24 protein-coding genes and 1 pseudogene are annotated in these 26,352 nt (G+C 74.7%); 6 read left to right on the top strand and 19 right to left on the bottom strand.

Annotation, left to right across the window (positions count from 1 at the left end):
• Positions 1 to 24: 24 nt before the first annotated feature.
• The 5 genes and pseudogenes from GXP71_RS05875 to GXP71_RS05855 all read right to left on the bottom strand — a co-directional run bounded on the left by GXP71_RS05875 (position 25) and on the right by GXP71_RS05855 (position 6,517).
• Positions 25 to 609 (bottom strand): Trp biosynthesis-associated membrane protein, encoded by a 585-nt coding sequence (locus GXP71_RS05875; RefSeq protein WP_162351896.1) that lies wholly within the window; start codon positions 607 to 609, stop codon positions 25 to 27.
• Entirely contained in the window at positions 606 to 2,180 is a 1,575-nt protein-coding gene (locus GXP71_RS05870) for an anthranilate synthase component I (protein ID WP_162351895.1), read from the bottom strand. The genes GXP71_RS05875 and GXP71_RS05870 overlap by 4 nt, the downstream gene beginning before the upstream one ends.
• 134 nt (positions 2,181 to 2,314) lie before the next feature.
• A pseudogene (hisI, locus tag GXP71_RS05865) lies at positions 2,315 to 2,692 on the bottom strand (phosphoribosyl-AMP cyclohydrolase); the annotation flags it as partial.
• A 145-nt stretch (positions 2,693 to 2,837) separates the two neighbouring features.
• Positions 2,838 to 4,658, bottom strand: coding sequence for an ABC transporter ATP-binding protein (locus tag GXP71_RS05860; RefSeq protein WP_162351893.1), 1,821 nt, complete (start codon positions 4,656 to 4,658; stop codon positions 2,838 to 2,840).
• Positions 4,655 to 6,517, bottom strand: a complete 1,863-nt coding sequence (locus GXP71_RS05855) for an ABC transporter ATP-binding protein (RefSeq protein WP_162351892.1) — start codon at positions 6,515 to 6,517, stop codon at positions 4,655 to 4,657. The genes GXP71_RS05860 and GXP71_RS05855 overlap by 4 nt, the downstream gene beginning before the upstream one ends.
• A gap of 210 nt (positions 6,518 to 6,727) precedes the next feature.
• On the opposite strand from GXP71_RS05855, the gene GXP71_RS05850 reads away from it, so the two are divergent.
• On the top strand, positions 6,728 to 7,372 hold the full coding sequence (locus GXP71_RS05850; protein WP_162351891.1) for a TIGR03085 family metal-binding protein: 645 nt from the start codon (positions 6,728 to 6,730) through the stop codon (positions 7,370 to 7,372).
• Between the two features lie 35 nt (positions 7,373 to 7,407).
• Here the strand turns inward: GXP71_RS05850 and hisF are convergent, their stop codons facing one another.
• From hisF to GXP71_RS05800, 10 genes are all read right to left on the bottom strand, one after another.
• Positions 7,408 to 8,178, bottom strand: coding sequence for an imidazole glycerol phosphate synthase subunit HisF (gene hisF / locus GXP71_RS05845; protein ID WP_162351890.1), 771 nt, complete (start codon positions 8,176 to 8,178; stop codon positions 7,408 to 7,410).
• Entirely contained in the window at positions 8,178 to 9,053 is an 876-nt protein-coding gene (locus tag GXP71_RS05840; protein WP_162351889.1) for an FKBP-type peptidyl-prolyl cis-trans isomerase, read from the bottom strand. The genes hisF and GXP71_RS05840 overlap by 1 nt, the downstream gene beginning before the upstream one ends.
• Before the next feature lie 178 nt (positions 9,054 to 9,231).
• Entirely contained in the window at positions 9,232 to 10,593 is a 1,362-nt protein-coding gene (gene pafA / locus GXP71_RS05835) for a Pup--protein ligase (protein WP_162351888.1), read from the bottom strand.
• A 31-nt stretch (positions 10,594 to 10,624) separates the two neighbouring features.
• On the bottom strand, positions 10,625 to 11,365 hold the full coding sequence (gene prcA / locus GXP71_RS05830; protein WP_162351887.1) for a proteasome subunit alpha: 741 nt from the start codon (positions 11,363 to 11,365) through the stop codon (positions 10,625 to 10,627).
• On the bottom strand, positions 11,362 to 12,213 hold the full coding sequence (prcB, locus tag GXP71_RS05825; RefSeq protein ID WP_162351886.1) for a proteasome subunit beta: 852 nt from the start codon (positions 12,211 to 12,213) through the stop codon (positions 11,362 to 11,364). Before prcB ends, prcA begins: the two co-directional genes overlap by 4 nt.
• 6 nt (positions 12,214 to 12,219) lie before the next feature.
• Positions 12,220 to 12,417: a ubiquitin-like protein Pup gene (locus tag GXP71_RS05820; RefSeq protein WP_013770948.1), complete on the bottom strand. Its 198-nt coding sequence runs from the start codon at positions 12,415 to 12,417 to the stop codon at positions 12,220 to 12,222.
• 121 nt (positions 12,418 to 12,538) lie between these two features.
• Entirely contained in the window at positions 12,539 to 14,161 is a 1,623-nt protein-coding gene (dop, locus tag GXP71_RS05815; RefSeq protein WP_304515701.1) for a depupylase/deamidase Dop, read from the bottom strand.
• 109 nt (positions 14,162 to 14,270) lie between these two features.
• Positions 14,271 to 15,908: a proteasome ATPase gene (gene arc / locus GXP71_RS05810; protein WP_162351885.1), complete on the bottom strand. Its 1,638-nt coding sequence runs from the start codon at positions 15,906 to 15,908 to the stop codon at positions 14,271 to 14,273.
• Positions 15,909 to 16,075: 167 nt separating this feature from the next.
• Entirely contained in the window at positions 16,076 to 17,119 is a 1,044-nt protein-coding gene (locus GXP71_RS05805) for a tRNA (adenine-N1)-methyltransferase (protein WP_162351884.1), read from the bottom strand.
• A 44-nt stretch (positions 17,120 to 17,163) separates the two neighbouring features.
• The gene (locus tag GXP71_RS05800) at positions 17,164 to 18,297 is read right to left on the bottom strand and encodes a site-2 protease family protein (protein WP_162351883.1); all 1,134 of its coding nucleotides are present in this window, start codon (positions 18,295 to 18,297) and stop codon (positions 17,164 to 17,166) included.
• Between the two features lie 173 nt (positions 18,298 to 18,470).
• On the opposite strand from GXP71_RS05800, the gene GXP71_RS05795 reads away from it, so the two are divergent.
• Positions 18,471 to 19,352, top strand: a complete 882-nt coding sequence (locus GXP71_RS05795) for a PD-(D/E)XK nuclease family protein (RefSeq protein ID WP_162354221.1) — start codon at positions 18,471 to 18,473, stop codon at positions 19,350 to 19,352.
• A gap of 65 nt (positions 19,353 to 19,417) precedes the next feature.
• On the opposite strand, the gene GXP71_RS05790 is transcribed toward GXP71_RS05795, so the two are convergent.
• Positions 19,418 to 20,134 carry an HAD family hydrolase gene (locus GXP71_RS05790; protein WP_370520984.1) on the bottom strand — a complete coding sequence of 239 codons (717 nt, stop codon included), beginning with the start codon at positions 20,132 to 20,134 and terminating at the stop codon, positions 19,418 to 19,420.
• Between the two features lie 228 nt (positions 20,135 to 20,362).
• Here GXP71_RS05790 and GXP71_RS05785 point away from each other — a divergent pair, with 228 nt between their 5' ends.
• Positions 20,363 to 21,220: a PAC2 family protein gene (locus GXP71_RS05785; protein ID WP_162351882.1), complete on the top strand. Its 858-nt coding sequence runs from the start codon at positions 20,363 to 20,365 to the stop codon at positions 21,218 to 21,220.
• A 110-nt stretch (positions 21,221 to 21,330) separates the two neighbouring features.
• Here the strand turns inward: GXP71_RS05785 and mshC are convergent, their stop codons facing one another.
• Complete coding sequence (mshC, locus tag GXP71_RS05780) at positions 21,331 to 22,587, bottom strand: cysteine--1-D-myo-inosityl 2-amino-2-deoxy-alpha-D-glucopyranoside ligase (RefSeq protein WP_162351881.1); 1,257 nt, start codon at positions 22,585 to 22,587, stop codon at positions 21,331 to 21,333.
• A 57-nt stretch (positions 22,588 to 22,644) separates the two neighbouring features.
• Between mshC and GXP71_RS05775 the strand changes: the two genes are divergently transcribed.
• Positions 22,645 to 23,625, top strand: coding sequence for a magnesium and cobalt transport protein CorA (locus tag GXP71_RS05775; protein WP_238402649.1), 981 nt, complete (start codon positions 22,645 to 22,647; stop codon positions 23,623 to 23,625).
• Between the two features lie 52 nt (positions 23,626 to 23,677).
• Here GXP71_RS05775 and GXP71_RS05770 read toward each other — a convergent pair whose 3' ends face one another.
• On the bottom strand, positions 23,678 to 24,565 hold the full coding sequence (locus tag GXP71_RS05770; RefSeq protein WP_162354218.1) for an undecaprenyl-diphosphate phosphatase: 888 nt from the start codon (positions 24,563 to 24,565) through the stop codon (positions 23,678 to 23,680).
• A gap of 77 nt (positions 24,566 to 24,642) precedes the next feature.
• Here GXP71_RS05770 and GXP71_RS05765 point away from each other — a divergent pair, with 77 nt between their 5' ends.
• The gene (locus GXP71_RS05765; RefSeq protein WP_162351880.1) at positions 24,643 to 25,605 is read left to right on the top strand and encodes an aldo/keto reductase; all 963 of its coding nucleotides are present in this window, start codon (positions 24,643 to 24,645) and stop codon (positions 25,603 to 25,605) included.
• Positions 25,606 to 25,662: 57 nt separating this feature from the next.
• Here the strand turns inward: GXP71_RS05765 and GXP71_RS05760 are convergent, their stop codons facing one another.
• Positions 25,663 to 25,977 carry a primosomal protein gene (locus tag GXP71_RS05760; RefSeq protein ID WP_162351879.1) on the bottom strand — a complete coding sequence of 105 codons (315 nt, stop codon included), beginning with the start codon at positions 25,975 to 25,977 and terminating at the stop codon, positions 25,663 to 25,665.
• A gap of 101 nt (positions 25,978 to 26,078) precedes the next feature.
• Between GXP71_RS05760 and GXP71_RS05755 the strand changes: the two genes are divergently transcribed.
• Positions 26,079 to 26,327 carry a DUF5703 family protein gene (locus GXP71_RS05755; RefSeq protein ID WP_162351878.1) on the top strand — a complete coding sequence of 83 codons (249 nt, stop codon included), beginning with the start codon at positions 26,079 to 26,081 and terminating at the stop codon, positions 26,325 to 26,327.
• Positions 26,328 to 26,352 lie beyond the last annotated feature (25 nt).

Here is a 26,352-nt window from a genome sequence, read left to right as displayed (position 1 = left end):
CCGCGTGGCCTGCCCAGGTGACGGTCAGGTCGGGTCGTCCCCGCGGCTCAGCGCGTCCCACGCGCCACGCTCGTCGACGGGCCCGCCGCCCGCCCCGGGCGTCTCGTGCCGACGGGACGGTCCCTGCCAGGTGCGCGAGGCGCGCACGAGCCAACCCGCCGCCACCACGACGACGACCCCGACGGCGACGCTCACCCACGGCCACGCGGTGACGGCGACGTCGCCGACGACCCGGCCGACGCCGGTCTCCTGCGTCACGACGGGTACGGCGGCGGCGTGCGGGTCCGCGAGGACGGCGGCCGTCGCGCCGACGACGACCGCACCGCTGAGCACCGTGACGGCCGCGACGAGCCACCGTCCGACCCGCCCGACGAGCGCGACGGCCGCGGCGGTCGCGAGCAGCACGACCGAGGCGCCGAGCACGGCGGGCGCGACCTGCGTGCCGGTCGCCGGGACGTCGACCGTGCCGCGCAGCGCCGTCACGCCGGTCGCGGTGAGCCAGGTCGGGACCGCGGCGCCGGCGGACGCGGCGGCGAGCAGCACGAGCACGCCCGCCGCCCGCCCACGACCCCGCGAACGCGCGGCCGCGGGGGCGGGCGCGCTCGTCACTCGGCGACCCGGCGCAGCCGGGACGCGACCTGGACCGCGCGGACCGCGGCGGCCGCCTTGTTGCGCGACTCGGCGTACTCGAGCGCGGGGACCGAGTCGGCGACGATGCCGCCCCCTGCCTGCACGCTCGCGCGACCGTCCCGGATGAGCGCCGTGCGGATCGCGATCGCCATGTCCATGTCGCCCGCGAAGTCGAAGTAGCCGACGGTGCCGCCGTAGATGCCGCGGCGGGCGGGCTCGATCTCGTCGATGAGCGCGATCGCGCGCGGCTTGGGCGCGCCCGAGAGCGTGCCCGCCGGGAACGTCGCCGTCAGCGTCTGCAGCGCCGTCGCGCCCGCGCGCAGCCGCCCGACGACCGTCGAGCAGATGTGCATGATGTGCGAGTACCGCTTGACCGCCATGAACTCGACGACCTCGACGCTCGACGGCTCGCACACCTTGACCAGGTCGTTGCGGGACAGGTCGACGAGCATGATGTGCTCGGCCCGCTCCTTGGGGTCGGCGAGCACCTCGTCCTGCAGCGCGCGGTCCTCCTCGGGCGTCGCGCCGCGCGGGCGGGAGCCGGCGATCGGGAACGTCACGACGTGCCCGTCGGTCACCTTGACGAGCGTCTCCGGGCTCGACCCGACGACCGCGAAGTCGTGGCCGTCCGCGTCCTGGAGCTGCAGGTAGTACATGTACGGGCTCGGGTTGATCGTCCGCAGCACGCGGTAGACGTCGATCGGGTCGGCCGGGCAGTCGAGGTCGAGGCGCTGCGAGAGCACGACCTGGAAGACCTCGCCGTCCCGGATCGCCTCCTTGCCGATGCCGACGGCCTGCTCGAACTCGGCCTTCGTCGAACGGAACTCCAGCTCCGGCTCCGGGACGTCCGCGAGCGCGGCGACGCCCGGGTCCGCCGGGTGGAGCAGCGCGCGCTGCATGGCGTCGAGCCGCGCGACGGCGTCGGCGTGCGCCTCGTCGACGCGGTCGTCGGTGTCGTCGAAGTTGATCGCGTTGGCGACCAGCCACACCGAGCCGTCGTGGTGGTCGACGACCGCCAGGTCGGTCGCGAGCAGCAGCGTGAGCTCGGGGACGCCGAGCTCCTCGGGCGCCTTCGCGGGCAGCGTCGGCTCCCAGTGCCGCACGACGTCCCACCCGAGCGCTCCGACCAGCCCACCGGTGAGCGGCGGCAGGCCGTGGATCGCGGGCGTGCGCAGCACGTCGAGGGTGCGGCCGAGCACGTCGAGCGCGTCGCCCTCCGTCGGGACGCCCACAGGCACGTCGCCGACCCACACCGGGGCGCCGTCGCGGACCGTGAGCGTGGCACGCGAGCGGACGCCGACGAACGACCAGCGGCTCCACGTGCCGTCGGACTCCGCGGACTCGAGCACGAAGGTGCCCGGGCGGCCCGCCGCGAGCGTGCGGTACAGGCCGACGGGCGTGACGTCGTCCGCGAGGAGCCGGCGCACGACGGGGATGACGCGCCGGTCCGCCGCGAGGGCGCGGAACGTGTCGACCGACGGCCACGTGCCGCCCCAGGGGACGTCCGCGGTCAGGACGTCGGCGGGGACGTGGGCGGCGGGCGCGGTCATGCGTCTCCTTCAGGTGCGGGTGCGTCGGCGGCCGCGGGTGCGTCGGCCGGTGCGGGTGCGGCGGCGGGTGCGGGGGCGTCGGCCGGTGCGGGTGCGGCGGCGGGTGCGGGTGCGGCGGCGGGTGCCGGGGCGGGTCGGTGGCCGGCGACCACCGCGAGCGGTCCCCCGGCCTCGAAGCACGTGCGGGTGCCGGTGTGGCAGGCGGCGCCGACCTGGTCGACCTCGACGAGGAGCGCGTCGCCGTCGCAGTCGAGCGAGACGGCCTTGACGTACTGCGCGTGCCCGGACGTGTCGCCCTTGCGCCAGTACTCCTGGCGCGAGCGGCTCCAGAACGTCACGCGGCCGGTCGTCAGCGTGCGGTGCAGCGCCTCGTCGTCCATCCAGCCGACCATGAGGACCTCGCGCGTGTCGTGCTGCTGCACGACGGCGGCGACGAGGCCGTGCTCGTCGTGGCGCAGCCGCTGCGCGACCTGCGGGTCGAGGAGGGTGGCGGACGGGTTCTCGCGAGGCACGGACCGATCCTGCCACGGTGGCGCGTGCCGCCCGGGCCGGTGTCCGGGACCGACGTCGACGAGGCCGTGCGCGCGGCGGGCGCGTCGACGGTGGGCGCGACCGACCCCGCGGCGGCAGCGGGTCGGCGCGACCGGGCCGCGGAGGTCAGCGGGTCTGCGCGACCCAGGCCGCGTGCATGGACGCGTAGGTGCCGCCGGTCGCGACGAGCTCGGCGTGGTGCCCGGTCTCGACGACGCGCCCGGCGTCGACGACGACGACGAGGTCGGCCGCCTCGGCGGTGGACAGCCGGTGCGCGATGGTCAGCGTCGTGCGGCCGGTGCTCAGCTCCTCGAGCGCGCGCACCAGGCGGACCTCGGTGGCCGGGTCGACGGCGCTCGTCGCCTCGTCGAGCAGCAGCACGTCGGGGTCGGCGAGGTAGGCGCGTGCGAGCGCGACGAGCTGGCGCTCACCCGCGGACAGGGACTCGCCGCGCTGGCCCACGTCGGTGTCGAGGCCCGCGGCGAGCTCGTCGACCCACGGCCCGAGGCCGAGGGCCTCGACGGCGTCGCGCACGCGTGCGTCCGCGGGGTCGGGTGCGGCGCCGTCGGGGGTCCGCAGCCCGTAGGCGACGTTCTCGGCGACCGTGCCCTCGAACAGGAAGCCCTCCTGCGGGACGAGCACGACGCGTGCGCGCAGGTCCGTCGCGGGGATGTCGCGCAGGTCGGTGCCGTCGAGCAGCACGCGGCCGTGCTCGGGGTCGACGAGGCGCGCGACGAGCCGTGCGATGGTCGTCTTGCCGGAGCCGGTCGCGCCGACGACGGCCACGGACGCGCCCGCGGGCACCTCGAGGTCGACGTCGTGCAGGACGCGGCGGCCCTCGGGGTACGCGAACGCGACGTCGCGCAGCTCGACCGTCGCGGGACCGCGCGGGCTGGGCACGCCGTCGGCGCCCGGGTCCTGCACCGCGACCGGGGTCTCGAGCACGCCGAGCACGCGCCGCCACCCGGCGACGGCGTTCTGCAGCTCGTTGAGGATCTCGGTGGCCATCTGCACGGGACCGGTGAACAGCTGCACGAGGAACAGGAACGCGAGCAGGCGGCCCGCGGAGACGTCGCCGCGGACACCGAGGAACGTGCCGATGACGACGACGAGCGCGAGGACCACGTTCGAGACCAGCACGCCGCTCGAGAAGACGACCGACACGAGGTTCTGGGCGCGCACCATCGCGCTGCGCGTCGTGGTGATCGCGGCGTCGAGACGTCGCTGCGTGCGGTGCGCGGCGCCGTACGCGCGGATCGTCTCGGCACCCACGACCGACTCCGACACCGTGCCGAGCATCGCGCCGTACCGCTCGCGGACGGCGGAGTACCGCGCGTTGACCCGACGCTGCAGCGGCGGCAGGACGAGCAGCAGGGGGATGAACCCGAGCCACACGACGAGCGTGAGCTGCCACGAGTACAGCGCCATGAGGACCGAGGCGGCGACGATCTGCAGCACCGAGACGAGCAGCATGATCCCGCCCCACTGCACGAACAGCGAGATGGTGTCGACGTCGGAGGTGACGCGGCTGACGAGCGACCCGCGCCGCTCGGTGTGCTGGGTGAGGACGGACAGGTCGTGCACGTGCCGGAACGCGCGGGTGCGCAGCGCGAGCAGCCCGTCCTCGCTCGACCGGAACAGGCGGACGTTGACGTAGGCCGAGCACACGGCGGCGGCGAGCAGCCCGACCGCCGCGCTGCCCGTGAGCGCGAGCACCCGCGGCACGTCGGGTCCGCCGGGCGCGAGGATGCCGGTGTCGACCGTCTGCTGGACCGTGAGCGGGACGAGCACCTTGCCGAGCGCGGCCAGCACCGCGAGCAGGAGCGTCACGCGCCATCCGCGCAGGAGCTGCGGCGACACCTCGAGTCCGCGGCGGAGCGTCGCGAGGATGCCCATCGTGCTCGCGGACGCCATCCGGTGGTCGGGCGTCCCCGCTGCGGCGCTCATCGGGCCTCCTCCCCCGCCGTCACCGGCTCCGGGTCCTCGACGCGCTCCTGCTCGCCCTCGGCCGCGCGGCGTGCGGACTCCTCCTCGTACGCCGTCGCGAGCGCGCGGTAGCCGTCGTCGCGCGCGAGCAGCTCGGCGTGCGTGCCGCGGTCGACGACGCGACCCTGCTCGACGTGCACGACCTCGTCCGCGAGCAGCACCGACGACATCCGGTACGCGACGAGCAGCACCGTCGGCGAGCCCGCGCGGTCGTCGCGCAGGCCGCGCAGGATCGCCTGCTCGACGCGCGGGTCCACCGCGGACGTGGCGTCGTCGAGCACGAGCACGCGCGGTTCCCGGACGAGCGCCCGGGCGAGCGCGAGGCGCTGACGCTGCCCGCCCGAGAGGTTGGCACCGCGCTCGCCGAGCGGCGCGTCCAGCCCGCCGGGCAGCGCGCGCACGACATCGTCGACGCGCGCGGCGTGCAGCGCGTCCCACACCGCGTCGTCCGACGGGGCCGCGGGGTCGTCGTCGTCGGCGAGCGTGACGTTGCCGCGGACGGTGTCCTCGAAGACGAACGTCGACTGCGACACGAACGCGACGTGCCGCGACAGGTCGACGGGCACGACGTCGCGCAGGTCCGTGCCGTCGACGAGCACGGAGCCCGACGTCGGGTCGCTGAGCCGGGCGACGAGGGACACGAGGGTGGACTTGCCCGAGCCCGTCGGTCCGACGACGGCGACGACGCGACCCGGTGCGACGTCGAGGTCCACGTCGTGCAGGAGCTCGACGGGACCGCGCGGCCCGGGCACCGCGACGGCGACGTCACGCAGCTCGACGCGCGCGCCACCGGGCGGCGGCGTCCACCGCGTGGTGCCCGCGGGCAGCGCGCCGCGGGCGTCGACGACGCGTGCGATGCGGTCGTACCCGACGAGCGCGCGGGGCAGCTCGCCGAGCACCCAGCCGAACGCGCGCACCGGGATGGTCAGCAGGGTCAGCAGGTACGCCGCACCCACCACGTCGCCCGTGCCGATGTGCCCGGCCCGCACCTGGACCGCGCCGACGACGAGCACGAGCAGCGTGCCCAGGCTCGGCAGCACGTCGATCACGGGGTCGAACATCGCGCGGACGACGCCGACGCGGACGTTCGCGTCCCGAAGCTCGCGCGCCCGGGCCGCGAACCGCGCGGCCTCGCGCTCCTCGGTGCCGAGCGCCTTGACGAGCAGCGCGCCCTCGAAGCTCTCGTGCGCGACGTCCGCGACCGCGGCCCGCAGCTCCTGCGCGTGCCCCACGGCCGGCGCCATGCGGCGCTGGAAGACGAGGTTCGCGAGCAGCGCGAGCGGGATGACGACGAGCGCCGCGAGCGCGAGCCACACGTCCGTGCGCAGCAGCCCGACCGCGGCGACGACGAGCATGACGACGACGCCGAGCGCGAACGGCAGCGGGTTGAACACCCCCGTCGACGCCTCGACGTCGGCGCTCGCGTTCGACAGCAGCTGACCCGTCGGGTGCTGCTTGTGCCAGGACATCGGCAGCCGCAGGTACTGCCGGGTCACGCGCGTCCGGTGGTCGGCCTGGAGCTGGGCGAAGCCCATGCCGGCGAAGATGCGGCGGCCGGCGACGGACACCGCGAGCGTGAGCGCGACGAGCAGCAGCGCGAGCCCGGCGAGCCACACGCGGTCGCGGGCCTCGGCCGAGCCGCCGAGCGCCGGGACCACGACGTCGTCGGTGACGGACGCGAGCACGCGGCTCACCGCGACCGTGGCCAGACCGTGCAGCGCCGACGTGCCGATCGCGACGGTGTACGTCCACGGGTGCGCCGCGATGCCACGGGCCACGATCGTCGCGGCGCGGCGGGGCACCGAGCCGGTCAGCGCCATCGGTCGCGACGAAGGAGCTCGCGAGCGCACGCGCAGGCCTTTCGTCCAGGGGGCGGGAAACCGTCATCCTCTCACGCGGTCGTGACGCGTCGCCCGGCGGACGCGCCCGGTCGGGTGGCCCGCGCACCCCCGCGGCGCGGGCTGCTCCCCACCGTCGTCCAGGCCCGTCTCGCGGCGCGGACCGGCGCTCCCACGTGCGACGATGCGGCAATGACGTGGCACGAGGTGGAGCGCGCGCAGCTGGCCGAGGCTCTGCGAGCCGTCCCGCCCGACGCGCCCACGCTGTGCGAGGGCTGGCAGGCTCGTCACCTCGCGGCGCACGTCGTCCTGCGTGAGCACTCCCCCGTCGTCGGTGCCGGGATCGCGATGCCCGCGCTGGGCGCCCGGGCGGAGGCCGCGATCGCGCGGCTCGCGGACGACGCGTCGACCGAGGGCGTGTACCGGGACCTCGTCGCCCGCGTCGCGGCGGAGCCGCCGCGCTGGCACCCGATGTCCTGGGCGGGCGAGCTCGCGAACGTCGTCGAGTTCTTCGTGCACACCGAGGACGTCCGGCGCGGTGCCGGTCCGACGCCGCCGCGCACGCTCGACCCGGCGCTCGTCGAGGTGCTGTGGAAGCAGCTGGGCCGGGCGGGTGGTGCTCGGCTGCACCGGCTCCCCGTCGGCGTCGTGCTGGTGCGCGACGACGGCCGGCGCCGCCAGGTGCGACGCCCGAAGGGCGGCTACGGGACGGTCGTCGTGCGCGGCGCGGTCGGCGAGCTCGTGCTGTTCGCGTGCGGGCGCGGCGCGGCCGCCGACGTCGCGGTACAAGGCGACCCGCAGGACGTCGAGATCCTCACCGGCCGCCTGCCGGTCTGAACGACCCGGTCACCGCACCCGCCGCGGGCCGGGCGTCAGCGGACGACGACGCCCGCCGCGCGCAGCGCGTCCTTGACGTCGCGCACCGTGAGCTGGCCGAAGTGGAAGACGCTCGCCGCGAGCACCGCGTCGGCACCGGCCTTGGCCGCCTCGACGAAGTGCTGCACGGTCCCCGCGCCGCCGCTCGCGACGAGCGGGATCCGCACCTCGCGGCGCACGTCACCGATCATCTCGAGGTCGAAGCCGGCCTCGGTGCCGTCGGCGTCCATCGAGTTGAGCAGGACCTCGCCCGCCCCGAGCTCGGCGGCCCGTGCGGCCCACGCGACGGCGTCGAGGCCCGTGCCCCGCTTGCCGCCGTGGGTCGTGACCTCGTAGCCGGAGTCGGTCCGCACGTCGCCCGTCACGCGTCGGGCGTCGATCGAGATCGTGAGGACCTGGCTGCCGAACCGGTGCGCGATCTCGGAGATGAGCTCGGGCCGCGCGATCGCGGCGGTGTTCACGCCGACCTTGTCGGCGCCCGCGCGCAGCAGCCGGTCGACGTCGTCGGTCGACCGCACGCCCCCGCCCACGGTGAGCGGGACGAAGATCTCCTCGGCGGTGCGACGGACCACCTCGATCGTCGTGTCGCGGCCGCCCGACGACGCGGACACGTCGAGGAACGTCACCTCGTCGGCGCCCTCGGCGTCGTAGCGGCGCGCGAGCTCGACCGGGTCGCCGGCGTCACGGAGGTTCTCGAAGTTCACGCCCTTGACGACGCGGCCCGCGTCGACGTCGAGGCACGGGATGACGCGCAGCGCCACGGTCATCAGGAACCTCCGTCGGGTGAGCCGGTCGCGAGGATGTCGACGACGAACACGACGGTCTGCCCGGCGAGCTCCTGGCTCTCCGTGACGCCGAGCGCGTACGTCGGGGGGACGACGAGCATGACCTGGCTGCCGACGGGCTGGTCGACCAGCCCTTCCGCCCAGGCCTGCACGTCCTGCAGGCCGAACGACACGGGCAGGCCGTGCGTCCACGTCGAGTCGAACGACTCCCCCGTCGTCCACGCGAAGCCCGTGTACTGCACGGTGATGACGTCGCTCGCGGCGACCTGCGCGCCCGCACCGCGCAGCAGCGGCTGGACGACGAGCTGGTCGGGCGGCTCCGTGCCGGTCGGGGTGATGGACGGCGCGCCGGACGCGTCGAGCGTGACCGCGGGGAGGTCGGGACGCGGGGGGACGGGCGCACCGTCGGCCCGCGTCGGCAGCACGTCGAGGACCGTCACCGTCGGGTAGTCGACCGCACCCGAGCCGCGCGGCGGGCTCACCTGGAGCAGGCGCGCGCCGACCTTCTGGCCGCGCAGCGTCTCGTACAGGTCGGTGCCGAGGTCCTCCTCCGTGAGGAGCCGCGGCGTCGGCGTCGTGGAGTAGCTCTCGTCGACGAGGGACGCGTCGGTGCCGTTCTCGAGCCAGAAGTCGATGAGCACCGGCCCGCCCTCGACGAGCTCCGCGCCGGTGCCCGGCCAGATCTCCTCGCGGTAGGTCGAGGTCACCTCGAGCGGCGTGAGGTACGTGAGCGTGGGCTCCTCGCCCGGCTCCCCGGTGACGGTGATCTCGGGGTCCGCGGCCTGCGGCGTCGTGCACCCCGCGAGCAGCGCCAGCGCCACGAGCGCGGCGGCCGCCGTCTCCCGCAGTCGTCGCACGTCGGTCCTTCCTCGTGGTGGGCGCCCCCCGCCTCGGCGTCCTGTCACGCCCGCGAGGCGCCACCGTACCGGGTCGGTCCGGGGCGGGGCTGCGGGCGACCAGGGGCGGCCGCCGCGGCGGGCCACGGCCGGTCGGCGGGTCCGCGGGCACGCACACTGTACGGCGCCCGCCTGGGCGCTACATCGACTCGATGAGGCGGTCCACGCGCTCGTCGACGCTGCGGAACGGGTCCTTGCAGAGCACGGTCCGCTGCGCCTGGTCGTTGAGCTTGAGGTGCACCCAGTCGACCGTGTAGTCCCGACGGGCCTCCTGCGCGGCACGCACGAAGTCGCCGCGCAGCTTGGCGCGCGTCGTCTGCGGCGGCACCGCGGTGGCCTCGAAGATCTCCAGGTCGGACGTCACGCGCTCGACCAGGCCCTTCGCGGCCAGCAGGTTGTACAGCCCCTCGGTGCGGGAGATGTCGTGGTAGGCGAGGTCGAGCCGCTGCACGCGCACGTCGGACAGCTCGAGGTCGTGCTTCGCGCGGTACCGCTCGATGAGCTGGTACTTGATCACCCAGTCGAGCTCGCGCTCGACGAGCGACAGGTCGCCCGTGCGCAGCGCGCGCAGCCCGCGCTCCCACAGGTCGAGGACCTGCTTCGTCTCGGGTGTCGGCCCGCCCTCGGTCGACACGAAGTCCACGACGCGCGCGAGGTACTCCTCCTGCAGGTCGAGCGCCGTGACCGTCCGGCCGTTCGCGAGGACGACCGGGTGCTTACCGGTGAGGTCGTGGCTGATCTCCCGGATCGCGCGGATCGGGTTCTCGAGCGACATGTCACGCATCGGGATGCCGGCCTCGACCATGCGCAGGATGAGGTCGGTCGCCCCGACCTTGAGCATGGTCGTCGTCTCCGACATCGAGGAGTCGCCCACGATGACGTGCAGCCGGCGGAAGTGCTCCGCGTCGGCATGCGGCTCGTCACGCGTGTTGATGATGGGCCGCGACCGCGTGGTCGCGCTCGACACGGCCTCCCAGATGTGGTCGGCGCGCTGCGACAGGCAGAACAGGGCCCCGCGCGGCGTGCTCAGCACCTTGCCCGCGCCCGTGAGCACCTGGCGCGTGATGAGGAACGGCACGAGCACGTCGGACAGGCGCGCGAAGTCCCCCTGCCGCCGCACGAGGTAGTTCTCGTGGCAGCCGTAGGAGTTGCCCGCCGAGTCCGTGTTGTTCTTGAACAGGTGGATGCGACCCGGCAGCCCCTCGTGCTCGAGGCGCTGCTGCGCGTCGGCGACGAGCCCCTCGAGGATCCGCTCACCCGCGCGGTCGTGCGCGACGAGCTGGCGCACGTCGTCGCACTCGGCGGTCGCGTACTCGGGGTGCGAGCCGACGTCGAGGTAGAGCCGGGAGCCGTTGCGGAGGAAGACGTTCGACGAGCGTCCCCACGCGACGACCTTGCGGAACAGGTAGCGCGCCACCTCGTCCGCGGACAGCCCGCGGCCGTCCTGCGCGGCGCACGTGACGCCGTACTCGGTCTCGAGCCCGAAGATCCGTCGGTCCATCGCTGCTCCCCTCCTCCGGGCCTCGTGGCCGTCAGTCGTCGTGCGGTGCGGCCGCCGGCGGGTCGCCGGCGTCCACGGGGGTCAGCAGGTCCTCGAGCAGCGCACCCGTGAGCCGGCGGAACGTGCGTCGCGGCCGGGTGCGGTCGAGCACCGCGACCTCGAGCTGCTGCGCCGGGATCGTGCGCGTCTCGCCCCCGTCGTCGGAGGCCGTGCCCAGCACGTCCACGGCGAGGCGCAGCACCTCCCGCAGCGACATGCCGGGCCGCCAGCCCGTCGCGAGCAGGCCGCCCAGGCGGTCCGCCTGGCCACCCATGACGACGTACCCGTGCTCGTCGGCGACCGAGCCGTCGTACGACAGCCGGTACACCTGGTCGCCCGCCGGCTCGCGGCCGACCTCGGCGACGACCAGCTCGACCTCGAGCGGCTTCGACTCGGTCGTGAACACCGTGCCGAGCGTCTGCGCGTACGCGTTCGCCAGGCCGCGCGCCGTGACGTCCTCGCGGTCGTAGGAGTAGCCCCGGAGGTCGGCGTAGCGCACGCCCGCGACGCGCAGGTTCTCGAACTCGTTGTACTTGCCGACGGCCGCGAACGCGATGCGGTCGTAGATCTCCGAGATCTTGTGCAGCGCGCGCGACGCGTTCTCGGTCGCGAACGCGATCCCGTCGTCGTACTGGAGCACCACGACGGACCGGCCGCGGGCGATGCCCTTGCGCGCGTAGTCCGCCCGGTCCTTCATGAGCTGCTCGGGCGAGACGTAGAACGGCATGCTCATCGCGCACCTCCGCGGTCCGCGTGCGACGCACGCCGCTCGTCCTCGACCAGTGCCACGAGCTCGCCGAGCTCCGCGTCCGGCACGCGCAGGTAGCCCGCCTCCGTCACGGTCGCCACGACGGGCCAGATCCGCCGCGTCGAGTCGGGGCCGCCCGTCGCGGAGTCGTCGTCCGCCGCGTCGACGAGCGCCTCGACCGCGACGCGCACGCCGCCCGCCGGGTCCAGCCCCGGCCGCCACAGCTTCTTGAGGGAGCCGCGCGCGAACACCGAGCCCGAGCCGACCGCGTGGTGGTCGTGCTCCTCGTAGCGGCCGCCCGTCACGTCGTAGGAGAAGATCCGCCCGACGCGCCGGTCGAGGTCGAAGCCCGCGAACAGCGGGACGACCGCGAGGCCCTGCATCGCGAGCCCGAGGTTGCCGCGGATCATCGTCGACAGCCGGTTCGCCTTGCCGTCGAGCGACAGCAGGCTGCCCTCGATCTTCTCGTAGTGCTCGAGCTCGAGCTGGAACAGCCGCACGAGCTCGGTGGCGAGACCCGCCGTGCCGGCGATGCCGACGGCCGAGTACTCGTCCGCCGGGAAGACCTTCTCGATCTCGCGGCTCGCGATCATCGAGCCCATCGTGGCGCGACGGTCACCCGCCATCACCACGCCGCCGTCGACCGCGAGCGCGACGATCGTCGTGCCGTGCGGCGCCTGGACCTCGGTCGTGGGCAGCGGCCGGTTACCGGGCAGCAGGTCGGGTGCGTGCCCGGCGAGGAAGTCGACGAACGACGACGAGCCGGGTGTGGTGAAGGTGTGCGGGAGCCGCCCCGAGGCGGCGCGGTCGGGCTGCGGTGTCAGTGGGGCCATCGACGCTCACTGACCGCCCTTCTGGACGAACCCGCGGACGAACTGCTCCGCGTTGGACTCCAGGACGTCGTCGATCTCGTCGAGCAGCGCGTCCACCTCGGCGTCTCGCGACTGCGCGGACGGCGCGGCCGGCACCGGCGCGTCGGCGCCGTCGACCGGGTCCTCGTCGTCGCGGCGGGGCCGCACCTGTTCCTGACCAGCCATGGTGACCTCCGTAGGCGTCGCGCTGACCTGCTCGATCCCACCCTAGGCCCATCCTCCGACGCATCCGGGGCGAGCGCCCGCGAGGCGGACACGCCTTTCGCCCGGGGCGCGAGCGGCGGGGTCAGGCGCCGAGCTCGGCCAGGAGCGCGCGGGCGTCGTCGCAGCGGTCCAGGAGGTCGCCCACGTGGGCGCGCGTGCCGCGCAGCGGGTCGCGCATGGGCACGCGCTGCAGGGTCGCCGCGCCGGGCACGTCGAACACGACCGAGTCCCAGCTCGCAGCGGAGATCTCGGCGCCGTACCGGGCGACGGCCTCGCCGCGGAAGTAGGCGCGCGTGTCGTGCGGGGGGTGCCACACGGCGTCCTCGACCTGCCCGGGCGTGACGAGGAGGTCGACGGCGCCGGCCGCGACGAGCCGGTGGTAGAGCCCGCGCTCGGGTCGCAGGTCGGACCACTGGAGGTCGACCGCGGCGAGGCGCGGGTGGTCCCACGCGAGGTGGTCGCGGCGGCGCATGCCCTCGAGCAGCCGGAGCTTGGCGAGCCACTCGACCGTGCGCGCACAGCTCGCGGGGTCGGTCGCGAGGCCGTCGAGCACGGCCTGCCAGCGGTCGAGGACGTCGGTCGTCTGCGCGTCGAGCGGGTCGCCGACGTGCGCGAGCGCGGTGCGGACCGCGTCGAGGTACTCGCGCTGCACCTCGATCGCGGTGAGCCGGCGGCCGTCCGCGAGCTCGACCCGGGTGGTGAGCGTGACGTCGTGGCTGACGAGGTGGACGGCGTGCACCGGGTCGCGCAGGGCCAGCCGGTCGACCGCGGCGAGCGCACCGCCCGCACCGCCCTCGGCGACGGCCCGCTCGATCAGCCACAGGACGAGCGACGTCGTGCCGAGCCGCAGGTACGTCGCGACCTCGAGCATCGTGGCGTCGCCGATGATGACGTGCAGGCGCCGCCAGCGGTCGGGGTCGGCGTGCGGCTCGTCGCGCGTGTTGACGATCGGCCGGCGCAGCGTCGTCTCGAGGCCGATCTCGGCCTCGATGTAGTCCGCCCGCTGCGCGATCTGGAAGCCCGGGGTCTCCCCGCGCTGACCGATCCCGACGCGGCCCGCACCCGTGTACACCTGGCGCGTCACGAGGAAGGGGATGAGCCGGCTCGCGAGGTCCGTGAAGGGCACGGCGCGGTCGACGAGGTAGTTCTCGTGCGTGCCGTAGGTCGCGCCCTTGCCGTCGACGTTGTTCTTGTACAGCGCGACGTCGGGCAGCGCGGGCGTCGACGCGAGCGCGCGCACCGACGCGAGCATGACGAGCTCGCCCGCCCGGTCCCAGCGCACGGCGTCGAGCGGCGAGGTGACCTCGGGCGAGGAGTACTCCGGGTGCGCGTGGTCGACGTAGAGCCGCGCGCCGTTCGTGAGGATGACGTTGGCGGCGCCCGGGTCCTCGTACTCCTCGGTCGTGCCGCGCGGGAGCTCCTGCGGTCCGTCACCCGTGTCGGCCGGGCCGGCGGGCGCGGCGCGGTCCGGGTCGTCGGTGAGCAGCGAGGGGTGCGCCGACGCGCGCTGCAGGTGGAACCCGCGGGCGTCGTGCAGCGGGTCCTCGTCGTCGTAGTCCCAGCGGGCGCGGGCCCGGCCGCCCTCGCGCGCCGCCGCGTGCACCGCGACGACATGGCTCGACAGGAGCATGGGGTTCGCGAGAGGGCGACCCGGCTGGAGGATGCCGTACTCGGTCTCGATCCCCATCACGCGGCGCACGGTCACGGCTCCACCCTAGGCGTCCGTCGCGGCACGTCACCGCGGACGTCCGCGCGCCGGGCACCACCGGGACGGCAGGCCCGGCGCGCGTCGGCGTCGGAGGTGCGGTGCGTCGTCAGAGGTACTGGCCGGTGCTCGTGACCGTCTCGATCGTGCGGGACGTGTCCGTGCCCTTCTTGCCCTGGACGATCGTGCGGATGAACACGATGCGCTCGCCCTTCTTGCCGGAGATGCGCGCCCAGTCGTCCGGGTTGGTGGTGTTCGGCAGGTCCTCGTTCTCGCGGAACTCGTCGACGCACGCCGTGAGCAGGTGGTCGACGCGGATGCCGCGCTGGCCGGTCGCGAGGAGGTCCTTGATCGCGGACTTCTTCGCGCGGTCGACGACGTTCTGGATCATCGCGCCCGAGTTGAAGTCCTTGAAGTAGAGGACCTCCTTGTCGCCGCTCGCGTAGGTGACCTCGAGGAAGCGGTTCTCCTCGCTCTCGGTGTACATGCGCTCGACGACGCGCGTGATCATCGCCTCGACCGCCGCCGACGAGGAGTCGCCGTGCTCGCGCAGGTCGTCCTCGTGGATCGGCAGGTCGGCCGTGAGGTACTTGCCGAAGATCTCGCGCGCGCCCTCGGCGTCGGGCCGCTCGATCTTGATCTTCACGTCGAGGCGCCCGGGACGCAGGATCGCGGGGTCGATCATGTCCTCGCGGTTCGAGGCGCCGATGACGATGACGTTCTCGAGCCGCTCGACGCCGTCGATCTCCGAGAGCAGCTGCGGCACGATCGTCGTCTCGACGTCGCTCGACACGCCCGTGCCGCGCGTGCGGAACAGCGACTCCATCTCGTCGAAGAACACGACGACCGGGTGCCCCTGCGACGCCTTCTCCCGCGCGCGGGCGAAGATCAGGCGGATGTGCCGCTCGGTCTCGCCGACGTACTTGTTGAGCAGCTCGGGGCCCTTGACGTTGAGGAAGAACGATCGCGTCTCCGCGCCCTCCTCACCCCGCGCCGCCGCCGCGGTCGCCGCGAGCGAGTGCGCGACGGCCTTCGCGATGAGCGTCTTGCCGCACCCGGGCGGGCCGTACAGCAGCACGCCCTTCGGCGGCTTCAGGCCGTGCTCGCGGAACAGCTCGGGGTGCAGGAACGGCAGCTCGACGGCGTCGCGGATCGCCTCGATCTGCGGGCCCAGGCCGCCGATGTCCTCGTACTGGATGTCCGGCACCTCTTCGAGGACGAGCTCCTCGACCTCGGCGCGCGGGATGACCTCGAACACGAACCCGCTGCGCGAGTCGATCGTCAGCGCGTCCCCGACCCGGACCTTCGCCTGGTCGATGACCTGCCCGGCGAACCGGACGACCCGCTCCTCGTCGCCGCGCCCGACCACGAGCGCCCGGCCCTCGCCGAGCATCTCCTTGACCGTGACGATCTCGCCGACCTTCTCGTACCCGCCGGCCTCGACGACCGTGAGCGCCTCGTTGAGCATGACCTCCTGGCCCGGGCGCAGGCGGTGCACGTCGATCGACGGGCTCGCGCCGACGTGCATCTTGCGGCCCGACGACACGATGTCGACCGTGCCGTCGTCGCGCGCCGCGAGGAACGTGGCGTACGTGCCCGGGGGCTTCGCGAGGTCGTCCACCTGCCGCTTGAGCTCGACGATCTGCTCGCGCGCGGCGACGAGCGCCTCGCTGAGCCGCTCGTTCTTGGCCGCCAGGATCGCGAGCTCACGGGACAGGTCCCTGCCAGGGGCGTTCGGGTCGGTCATCGTCTCGGCCTCCGTTCCGCGTCGTGCATGGTCGTCACGCTCACCACCGTGCACGTCGCTGTGCCTGCTGGTCCGACGACACTAACCATCGCTGTCAACCAGAGACGCTCGCCGCACCGCGCCTGTTCCCGGTGTCTCGCGGTGCGGGACGACGGACCGCCGGACGGTCAGGCGAGGTCGTCGTCGGCCGCGGTGTCGGCCTCGCGGGCCGCGTCGGCCAGGCCCTGCGCGTCGCGGCGCGCCCGGCGCAGCTTCTTGTCGGAGACCGCGCGCTCCCCCATCGCCTCGGGCGACCACAGGGTCGGGTCCTCCAGCGGCGCACCGTCCTCGGCGACCGGGTAGGACCCCTTGGCGGGGCGGCGCTTGCGCTGCGGCGCCTCGACGCCGTCCGCGAGCCGCCGCGTCGTCAGCAGGAAGCCGGTGTGGCCGATCATGCGGTGCTGCGGGCGCACCGCGAGCCCCTCGAGGTGCCAGCCGCGCACCATCGACTCCCACGCCTGCGGCTCGGTGTACCGGCCGTCCTCGCGCACGTCCTCCGCAAGGCGGGACAGCTGCGTCGTCGTCGCGACGTACGCGATGAGCAGCCCGCCGGGCGCCAGCGCGACCGCGGTCACGTCGAGGTTCTCCCACGGCGCGAGCATGTCGAGCACGACACGGTCGACCGAACCCGGCTCGGCGACGCGCGGCAGGACGTCCGCGAGGTCGCCGATCGACAGACGCCACGCCGGGTGCGGGCCGCCGAAGAAGCCCTCGACGTTCGCGCGGGCGATGTCGGCGAAGTCCTCGCGCCGCTCGATCGAGTGGAGCTCGCCGCCGTCGCCCACGGCGCGCAGCAGCGACATCGTGAGGGCGCCGGAGCCGACGCCCGCCTCGATGACGCGCGCGCCCGGGTAGATGTCGCCCATCGTGACGATCTGGCCGGCGTCCTTCGGGTACACGACGGCCGCGCCGCGCGGCATCGACAGCACGTGGTCCGCGAGCAGCGGCCGCAGCGCGAGGTACTCGATGCCCGACGTGTTCCGCACCACGGTGCCCTCGGGCGCGCCGATGAGCTCGTCGTGCGTGAGGTAGCCGCGGTGCGTGTGGAACGTGCCACCGGGCGCGAGCGTGATGGTGTGCAGCCGGCCGCGCGGGTCGGTCAGCTGGACGCGGTCGCCCGCGCGGAACGGGCCGCGGCGCTGCGCGGCCCCGGTGGGCGTCTGGTCGGTCACGGGCGACGAGTCTACGAGGACGCGGCCGTGGCCCGGCGCGGCGCTCAGGTGCGCAGCGCGGCGACGACGTCCGGCACGCGCACCAGGCCCACGACGCGCCCGTCGGCGACCGCGACGACGACCGCGGTGTGCCGGGCGGCGCGCCCGAGCGCGTCGAGCAGGTCCTGCCCCACGAGGGTGCCGTCGACGACGGACCCCACGGGCAGCGCGACCGCGACCGACGTCACCGGCGTGGTGCCGGCGGCGTCCGCCGGCACGGCACGGGCCGCCTCGCGGTCGACGTACGCGGCCGGGCGCCCGTCGGGCGACACCACGACCACCTCGCTCGCACCGGCGGCCGCGGCGACCTGGGCCGCGCGCGCGACGGAGTCCGTGTGCCCGACCACCGCCGCGGGACGGCCGACCGAGGCGACGGACAGCTGCTCGACCGCGTGCTGCGTGCGCGCACCGCGCATCGCGCCCGACGCCCCCGTCCAGAGGAACGCCCCGATGAGCGCGCCCCACACGGCGTCGGTGAGGTCGGGCTGTCCGCCCTGGACGAACGGGAAGACGAACGCCCACGCGAACACGCCGACCGCGACGACCCGCCCGCACCACGCCGCGACGAGCGTGCCGGTGTGCCGGCTGCGCGTCGCCGCCCACACCGCGGACTGCAGGATCGCGCCCCCGTCGAGCGGCAGGCCCGGCAGCAGGTTGAACAGCCCGACGAACCCGTTGGAGAACGCCCCGGCGAACAGCAGCAGCCCGAGCAGCTGCCGCGTGCCGACGGCGTTCGCGGCGCCGAGGAACGCACCCGCCAGGACGAGGTTCGCGACCGGGCCCGCGAGCGCGACGAGCGCGTTGGTGCCGGGCGTCGGGGCGGCGACGCCGAACGTCGTGTGCCCGCCCCACAGCGTGAGGACGAACTCGCGCGGCTGCTGGCCGCGGGCGCGCGCGACGAGGCCGTGCGCGAGCTCGTGCACGAGCACCGACGCGAAGAGCAGCACGACGAAGACGCCCGCGACGACGTACACCCGCCCGCCGAGGTCGGGCGACCACGAGCGGACCGTCGGGGCGAACAGGAACGTGAGGACGACCGCGGCGATCAGCCAGCTCGGCGCGAGGACGATCGGTGCGCCGGCGACACGGCCGATCACCCAGCCGGAGGTGCGCGGCGCGGCAGGTCGGGGGTCGCTCACCGGGTCAGCCTATGCGGCGCCCCGGGGCGCCCCCGGCACGTCGCGCGTGCCGTCGGTCCCGTGGGGGCGGCGCGCGGCGCGGTGGGACGGGAGCGTCGGTGGCGCGTCCTAGGCTCGGTGGCGTGAGTGCGCAGGACGTGGTGGCGGTCGACCGGGACGAGGTCGTCGAGGAACTGGTCGAGCAGTCGGTCGAGCAGGCGGTGCGGGTGCGTCCGCCGTCGCGGCCGGGGCTGTCGCCGTCGCGCGCGAACGACTTCCTGCAGTGCCCCCTGCTGTTCCGGTTCCGGGTCGTCGACCGGCTGCCCGAGCCGCCGAGCGCGGCCGCGGCGCGCGGGACGCTCGTGCACGCGGTCCTCGAGCACCTCTTCGACCTGCCCGCGGCCGAGCGCACGATCGACGCGGCGCGCGGCCTCGTCCCCGGTCGGTGGGCGCAGCTGCGCGAGGACGCGCCCGACGTCGCGACGCTGTTCGCGGACGACACGGCGCTCGACGCGTGGCTCGCCTCGGTCGACGGCCTGCTCGCGACCTACTTCTCGCTCGAGGACCCCACGCGCCTGCAGCCCCGCGAGCGCGAGCTCATGGTGAGCGTCGAGCTCGAGGACGGCCCGCAGCTGCGCGGGATCGTCGACCGCGTCGACGTCGCGCCGAACGGCTGGGTGCGCGTCGTCGACTACAAGACGGGGAAGTCGCCGCGGCCGGGCTTCGAGGGCGGGGCCCTGTTCCAGATGCGGTTCTACGCGTACGTCATCTGGCGCTCGCGCGGCGTGCTGCCGAAGCTGCTGCAGCTCGAGTACCTGGGTGACGGCACGGTCCTCAAGCACGAGCCGACCGAGCCTGAGATGCACACGCTCGAGGCGCGTGTCCGGTCGATCTGGGGCGGCATCGAGGACGCGGCCCGCAGCGGCGACTGGCGTCCGCGGACGTCACGGCTGTGCGACTGGTGCTCGTTCAAGGCGCAGTGCCCGGCGTTCGGCGGCACGGTCCCGCCCGTCCCGGAGGGCGCGGTCGAGCGGTCGATCGGCGTCACGCCGCCCGCGCCCGCAACCGTGGCCTGACGGCGGCGCCGGCCGCGCCCGTGGGGTGACGGCCACGTCGGCCCTGCCGGGCCTCCGGCAGCCCGTCAGCGGGCGGGGCGCAGGTCGAGCACGTCGCCGTCCGCGATGCGTGCGAGGTCGTCGAGCGTGAGGTCCGCGAGCGACGCGACCCGGCTCAGGCCCGGCCGGTCGGCGAGCTCCTGCATGACCTCGACGCCGATGACGCGCGCGCCCGACGCCACGGCCGACGCGACGCCCGAGTGCGAGTCCTCCACCGCGACGCACCGCTCGACGGGGACGCCCAGGAGGCTCGCGGCGAGCAGGTAGGGCTCGGGGTCCGGCTTGAACCGCTCGACGTCGTCCGCCGAGACGACCACGTCGAACAGGCCCACGGTCTCGGCGAACGGCTGCGCGAGCACCCGGAACGACGACGTGACGAGCGCCATCGGGACGCCCGCGCCGTGCAGGGCCTGGAGGATCGCGAGCGCGCCCGGCTGCCAGGGCACCTCGGCCGCGACACCCGCGCGGACACGGCCGTTGAGGAAGTCCGCGATCTCGTCCGCGGTCAGGTCGACACCGCGCGCCTGCAGCGCGACGACGGCGGCCGACATCGGGTTGCCGACCATCGCGGCGCCGTCCTCGTGGGTCCACACACCGCCGTGCGCCTCGACGAGCTCGGTCTCGGCACCGATCCAGTAGGGCTCGGTGTCGATGAGCGTGCCGTCCATGTCCCAGAGCACCGCGGCGGGCAGGGTGCGGGACAGGTCGTCGGTGCGGGGGTCGTCGGTGCGGGTCGTCGTCACAGGGCGGTCCGGGCGGGGGCGTCGTGGTGCGCGTGCATCCCTCGAGGCTAACCGGCGCTCCCCCGCTGCTCAGCCCCGCGGCGCCGCCGCAGGTGTGACGTCGGCCGCGGACACGGTGGCTCCCGCGCACGACGCGCGGCACCTGTCGCGCGACGACGGAACGCGGCGCGCGACAGGTGCCGGCAGGTCGTACCGGGCAGGCGCCGACGCGCGTCCTAGGCTGGGCAGATGAGTGAGCACGCACCCGCGGACCTCCCGGACGACGAGCCCGTCATGCTCGCCGCGTTCGAGGGCTGGAACGACGCGGGCTCGGCGGCCACCCACGCGCTGCAGCACCTGCACGAGGCGTGGGGCGCGGAGCAGGTCGATGAGCTCGACCCCGAGGAGTACCACGACTTCCAGGTCAACCGGCCGGTGGTGGGCGTCGGCCCGCACGGGCGGCGCGAGATCACGTGGCCGACGACGTCGGTCGCGGTCGTCGAGACGCCCCGCACCGGCCGTCGCGTCGTGCTGGTGCACGGCATCGAGCCGTCGATGCGCTGGCGACGCTACTGCGCGGAGCTCCTGGACATCGCGGCCGGGCTCGGCGTGAGGACGGTCGTGACCGTCGGGGCGCTGCTCGCGGACGTGCCGCACACGCGTCCCATCCCCGTGAACGCGACGAGCGAGGACGCGGACCTGCGGGACGCCGTGGGCCTCGAGCCGAACACCTACGAGGGCCCGACGGGCATCGTCGGCGTGCTCCAGCACGAGGCCGCGGCGCGCGGCATGCAGGCGCTGTCGCTGTGGGCGGCGGTCCCCCACTACGTCGCGCACCCGCCGTCGCCCAAGGCGACGCTCGCGATCCTGCACCGCATCGAGCAGCTCGTCGGCGAGCCCGTGCCGCTGGGCGAGCTGCCCGACGACGCGGCGGCCTGGCAGGACGGGGTCGACGAGCTCGCGGGCGAGGACAACGAGATCGGCGAGTACGTCCGGCAGCTCGAGGAGGCCAAGGACACGGCCGACCTGCCCGAGGCGAGCGGCGAGGCGATCGCGCGGGAGTTCGAGCGCTACCTGCGCCGGCGCGACAAGGGCACGGGCGGCTGACGGGCCGGACCGGACCGGGCCGCGTCTCCGTCAGCCCAGGCCGAGCCGCAGGACCGTCCTCGCGAGAAGACGCCACGACGCCACGACGCCGGGCCGCCGGGCCGTGAGAGTCAGAGCCGGACGCCCAGCAGCGCGTCGACCGCGCGGGCGACGAGCCCGGGCGCACCCTCGACGGGCTCGTGGTCGCCGTGCAGGGCGGTCTTGACCCACGCGTCGACGACCGCGAGCGCCTGCGGCGTGTCGAGGTCGTCGGCGACCGCGGCGCGCAGGCCCGCGAGCGTGGACGCCGCGTCGGGGCCGCCGTTGCCGGACAGGGCACGCCGCCAGCGCGCGAGACGCTCCTGCGCCTCGACGAGGCCCGCGTCGGTCCAGTCCCAGTCGTCGGAGTACCGGTGCGCGAGGATCGCGAGACGCACGGCCATCGGGTCGACGCCCGCGGCGCGCAGCGCGGAGACGAGCACGAGGTTGCCGCGGGACTTGCTCATCTTCTCGCCGTCGAGCCCGACCATCCCCGTGTGCACGTGCACGCGGGCGCCGTGGCCGGCGTCGAGGAGCCGGGCGTGCGAAGTGCTCATCTCGTGGTGCGGGAAGCGCAGGTCGGAGCCGCCGCCCTCGACGTCGAACGGCAGGCCGAGCGAGTCGCGCGCGATGACGGCGCACTCGATGTGCCAGCCGGGACGCCCGCGGCCGAGCGTGCCGCCGTCCCACGCGGGCTCACCGGCCCGCTCGCGACGCCAGAGCAGCGGGTCGAGCGGGTCGCGCTTGCCCGGCCGCTCCGGGTCGCCCCCGCGCTCGGCGGACAGCGCGAGCATCTCGTCGGGACCCAGCGCGGCGACGGTGCCGAACGCGCCGTCGACGGAGAGGTCGGCGTAGACGTCGCCCGGGCCGCCGTCGACCGCGTCGGGCGTCGGGACCGTGTAGGCGGCGCCGCGCGCGACGAGCGCGGCCACCGCGTCGACGACCGCGGGGATGGACTCGACGACGCCCGTCCAGGCGTCGGGCGGCACGACGCCGAGCGCGGTCATGTCCTCGGCGTAGAGCGCGATCTGCTCGTCCGCGAGCTCACGCCAGTGGACGTCCGTGGCGGTCGCGCGCTCGAGCAGCGGGTCGTCGACGTCGGTGACGTTCGACGCGTAGCGCACGTCCTGCCCGGCGTCGCGCCACGCACGGCCGAGCACGTCGAACGCGACGTAGGTCGCGGCGTGGCCGAGGTGGGTCGCGTCGTACGGGGTGATGCCGCACACGTAGAGCGTGGCGGTCGGGCCGGGTGCGGCGACGACGCGCTCGCCGGTCGACGAGTCGCGCACGACGACGGGCCCGCCCCGTCCGGGGAGCCGAGGGATCTGCGGGGCCGGCCAGGTGAGCACGGGCGGCAGCCTAACCGTCGGGGCGCACCGCACCGGGCGGAGGACCACAATGCAGCCGTGGACGACCTCGCCGGCGTGACCCCCGGCACGGACCCGGTGCCCGACGTGCGCACGCTCGACGACGGCTCGACGTGGGTGGTCGTGCACGACCTCGCGGACCTGCCGAGGGAGGCGGAGCGGCACGGCCTGGGCGCCGACGCGTGCGCCGTCCTGCGGCTCAAGGTGCCGGACCGCCGCGCGGTGTCGACGGACCACCCGGTGCGGGCGCACGTCGACCGGACCATGGACGGCACGCTCGTCGTGACGGCCCCGACGCTGTCCTACGACGAGGCCACCCGGCAGGTCAGCACGGGTGCGCTCGTCCTCGTGGTGGGTGCGTCGGTGGTCCTCACGGCGGAGAGCGGGAGGGCGGACGTCGTGGGCCGCACCGCGGCGCGGCTGGTCAACGGGCCGCGCGTCCCCGACGAGGGCGTGCTGCAGGTGCTCGCCGCCGCGCTGCTCGCGCTCGTCGCGACCGCCGGGGACGTCGAGGTCGAGCTCGGCGACGCGGTCGTCGCGACGGAGTCCGCGGTGTTCGCGGCCGTGCCCTCCGGGGACCCGGTGCAGCGGATCTACGACCTCAAGCGGGAGATCGCGGAGGCGCGACGCGCGCTCGGTCCCATCGCGTCGGTGCTCCCGGAGCTCGTCGCGGACGCCGCGGACAGCCCGGACGGGGGCCGGACGCAGCACTGGTTGCGGCGCGTGCAGTCGACCGCCGACCGCGTGGACGACCACCTCGACGGTCACGACCGGCTGCTCGGCGACATGCTCTCGGCGCACCTGTCACGCGTGTCGGTGCAGCAGAACGAGGACATGCGCAAGATCTCGGCGTGGGCGGCGATCGCCGCGGTGCCGACGCTCGTGGCGGGCATCTACGGCATGAACTTCCACCACATGCCGGAGCTGTCGTGGACGTACGGCTACCCGGTCGCGCTGCTCGGCATGGGTGCGGTCTGCTGGTGGCTGCACCGGTTGTTCCGGCGTTCCGGGTGGCTCTGAGCCGGGTGGGTCGACGCGGCCGGCGGGGCCGGGCGCGGACGGTGCGGGCCGGTCAGGGTGTCACGGCGGGCATCGGGTCGAGCACGCCGGTGAGCAGCAGCAGCGCGACGAGGGCGGCGAGACCGAGCCGGTAGACCACGAACGGCGTGTAGCTGAAGGTCGAGACGATCTTGAGGAACACGATGATGACGAGGTACCCCACGACGAACGCGACGAGCGTCGCGAGCAGCGTCGCGCCGGCGCCGGCGGTGCCCGGCGACGCGTCGCCTGCGACCGCCTTGGCGAGCTGGTACAGCCCGGAGCCGAAGACCGCGGGGATGGCCAGCAGGAACGAGTAACGGGCGGCGGCCTCGCGCGTGTAGCCCATGAGCAGGCCACCCGTGATCGTGCCGCCCGAGCGGGAGACACCGGGGACGAGCGCGAGCGCCTGCCAGAGCCCGAACTTCACCGCGTCGCGCGGCGTGAGCTCGTCGAGCGTGCGCCGGTGCGCACCGCGCCGGTCCGCCCAGCCCAGCACGAGGGCGAACCCGGCGAGCGTGAGGACGATGAGCCAGAGGTTGCGGAAGGCGTGCTCGACGGGGTCCTGGAAGAGCAGGCCGAGGATGACGATCGGGACGGACCCGAGCGCGATGAACCACGCCATGAGCGCGTCGTGGTCCGCCTTCTCCCCCACGGGCATCCCGAGTCGTGCGCGCAGGTCGGTGCCGCGGTCGCCGCGCACGTGCCGCCACCACGCGGAGCAGATCCGGGCGATGTCGCGGCGGAAGTACAGGAGCACCGCCGACTCGGTGCCGAGCTGCGTGATGGCCGTGAACGTGGCGCCCGGGTCACCGCTGCCGAGCAGGTCGCCGACGATCCGCAGGTGCGCGCTGGACGACACCGGAAGGAACTCCGTGAGCCCCTGCACCAGCCCGAGGAAGATCGCCTCACCTGCACCCATCGCGTCAGCCACGAGGCGCAACGATAGCCGCGGAGCCTCCCCCGCCGGGCACGTGCCCGACGTTAGGGTGACGCTCCATGGAACAGCTCCACCTCGGCCGCACCGGTCTGCGGGTCTCCCGGCTCGGTCTCGGCACGATGACGTGGAGCCGTGACACGGACGAGCACGAGGCGTCGGAGCAGCTGCGCGACTTCGTCGACGCGGGCGGGACGCTCGTGGACACGTCCGCGTCGTACGCGGACGGCGGTGCCGAGGAGCTCATCGGGACCCTGCTGGGTGACGTCGTCCCGCGCGAGGACGTGGTCCTGTGCACCAAGGCGGGCGTGCGCCGCACGTCGGCCGGCGGCGTCGTCGACGCGTCCCGCGGCGGGCTGCTCGACTCGCTCGACGCGTCGCTGCGTCGCCTGCGCACCGACCACGTCGACCTGTGGCTGGTGCAGACCCCGGACCCGCGCACGCCCCTCGACGAGACCGCGACGGCGCTGCGCCTCGCGGTGAGCAGCGGACGGGCCCGCTACGTCGGGCTCGCGAACCACGCGGGGTGGCAGGTCGCGCGCCTGGCGTCGCTGCTCGAGCGCGATCCCGGCCTGGCCGCGGTCGAGGTCGAGTACTCGCTGCTGCAGCGCGGCGTCGAGCGCGAGGTCGTGCCCGCCGCCGCCGCGCTCGGGCTCGGCGTGCTCGCGTGGTCGCCGCTCGGTCGCGGGGTGCTCACCGGCAAGTACCGGCGCACCATCCCCGCGGACTCGCGCGCCGCGTCACCGCACCTCGCGGGGTTCGTCGAGCCGTACCTGTCGCGCGAGTCCGCCGCGGTGGTCGAGGCCGTCGCGACCGCGGCGTCAGGTCTGGAGCGGCTGCCGCTCGAGGTCGCGCTCGCGTGGCTCACGGGTCGTCCGGGCGTGAGCTCGGCCGTCGTGGGGGCGCGCACGGCCGCGCAGCTGCGCGCGTCGCTCGGTGCCCTCGACCTCGAGCTGCCCGACGAGCTGCGCCGGGCGCTCGACGAGGTGAGCGCGCCCGAGGTCGGCTACCCCGAGCGCTTCTGACCGCGGCGCCGTGCTCCTCCCGACCTCCCGCGCCGCGGGTCGTCCTGGACCGCGGGGTCAGCGGGTCCCGAGCCCCGTCGGCTCGTCCGCGAGGTCGTCCGCGTCGTAGTCGTCGTCCTCGTCGCCCGACCACTCGTCGTCCTCGTCCTCGTCGTCCTCGTCCTCGTCCTCCTCCTCGGCGAGGTAGAACGGGGTGGCCTCGCCGTGGACGGTGCCGAGCGCGTCGTCGTAGACCTCGAACGCGTCCGCCAGGACGTCGTACGCGTCGTCGACCGCCGGGTCGTCCTCGCCCTTGCGGGCGACGACGGCGTTGTAGTGGGCCTCGAGGGCTGCGATCAGGCGGTCCAGCGCGGCACGCGGGTCGACGGTCATGCGACGACCGTAGCGCCGCGCGGGGCACAATGGCACCGCGTAGGGTCTTTCGGCACGAGGTCGCGGGGTGCGACCCACCAGCAGGCGAGACGGGGTGGCGGATGGCAGTCGGGCGCACCGGGACGAAGCGTGACGCATGGGTCGCCCAGGGCGGCCAGTACGAGTACCGGGTCCTCACCCTTCCGCGCACGACCAGCCGCAACGACGCACGTCGCCTGCTCACCGAGCAGGCCGAGCACGGCCGCTGGGAGCTCGCCCGCACGGTCCTCTACGCGGGCGGCGAGCGTCGCGTGTGGCTGCGCCGCAAGATCATCCGCGTCCGCAGCACCCTCGCGGGCTTCGAGGACTGAGCCGACCCGCGGCGCACCCGGGCGG

This window comes from Cellulomonas sp. H30R-01 (genome assembly GCF_010119915.1).
Classification (GTDB): Bacteria; Actinomycetota; Actinomycetes; order Actinomycetales; family Cellulomonadaceae; genus Cellulomonas; species Cellulomonas algicola.
Note: the sequence above shows the minus strand (reverse complement) of the source record. Positions and strands in the feature narration are given on the sequence as shown.

What these genes read in the sequence shown, in the direction of transcription:
- GXP71_RS05870 (WP_162351895.1), bottom strand. Translation starts at nt 2,180, where the DNA reads ATGACCGCGCCCGCCGCCCACGTCCCCGCCGACGTCCTGACCGCGGAC.
- GXP71_RS05860 (WP_162351893.1), bottom strand. Translation starts at nt 4,658, where the DNA reads ATGAGCGCCGCAGCGGGGACGCCCGACCACCGGATGGCGTCCGCGAGC.
- GXP71_RS05855 (WP_162351892.1), bottom strand. Translation starts at nt 6,517, where the DNA reads ATGGCGCTGACCGGCTCGGTGCCCCGCCGCGCCGCGACGATCGTGGCC.
- GXP71_RS05850 (WP_162351891.1), top strand. Translation starts at nt 6,728, where the DNA reads ATGACGTGGCACGAGGTGGAGCGCGCGCAGCTGGCCGAGGCTCTGCGA.
- hisF (WP_162351890.1), bottom strand. Translation starts at nt 8,178, where the DNA reads ATGACCGTGGCGCTGCGCGTCATCCCGTGCCTCGACGTCGACGCGGGC.
- pafA (WP_162351888.1), bottom strand. Translation starts at nt 10,593, where the DNA reads ATGGACCGACGGATCTTCGGGCTCGAGACCGAGTACGGCGTCACGTGC.
- prcA (WP_162351887.1), bottom strand. Translation starts at nt 11,365, where the DNA reads ATGAGCATGCCGTTCTACGTCTCGCCCGAGCAGCTCATGAAGGACCGG.
- prcB (WP_162351886.1), bottom strand. Translation starts at nt 12,213, where the DNA reads ATGGCCCCACTGACACCGCAGCCCGACCGCGCCGCCTCGGGGCGGCTC.
- GXP71_RS05820 (WP_013770948.1), bottom strand. Translation starts at nt 12,417, where the DNA reads ATGGCTGGTCAGGAACAGGTGCGGCCCCGCCGCGACGACGAGGACCCG.
- arc (WP_162351885.1), bottom strand. Translation starts at nt 15,908, where the DNA reads ATGACCGACCCGAACGCCCCTGGCAGGGACCTGTCCCGTGAGCTCGCG.
- GXP71_RS05785 (WP_162351882.1), top strand. Translation starts at nt 20,363, where the DNA reads ATGAGTGAGCACGCACCCGCGGACCTCCCGGACGACGAGCCCGTCATG.
- GXP71_RS05770 (WP_162354218.1), bottom strand. Translation starts at nt 24,565, where the DNA reads ATGGGTGCAGGTGAGGCGATCTTCCTCGGGCTGGTGCAGGGGCTCACG.
- GXP71_RS05765 (WP_162351880.1), top strand. Translation starts at nt 24,643, where the DNA reads ATGGAACAGCTCCACCTCGGCCGCACCGGTCTGCGGGTCTCCCGGCTC.
- GXP71_RS05760 (WP_162351879.1), bottom strand. Translation starts at nt 25,977, where the DNA reads ATGACCGTCGACCCGCGTGCCGCGCTGGACCGCCTGATCGCAGCCCTC.
- GXP71_RS05755 (WP_162351878.1), top strand. Translation starts at nt 26,079, where the DNA reads ATGGCAGTCGGGCGCACCGGGACGAAGCGTGACGCATGGGTCGCCCAG.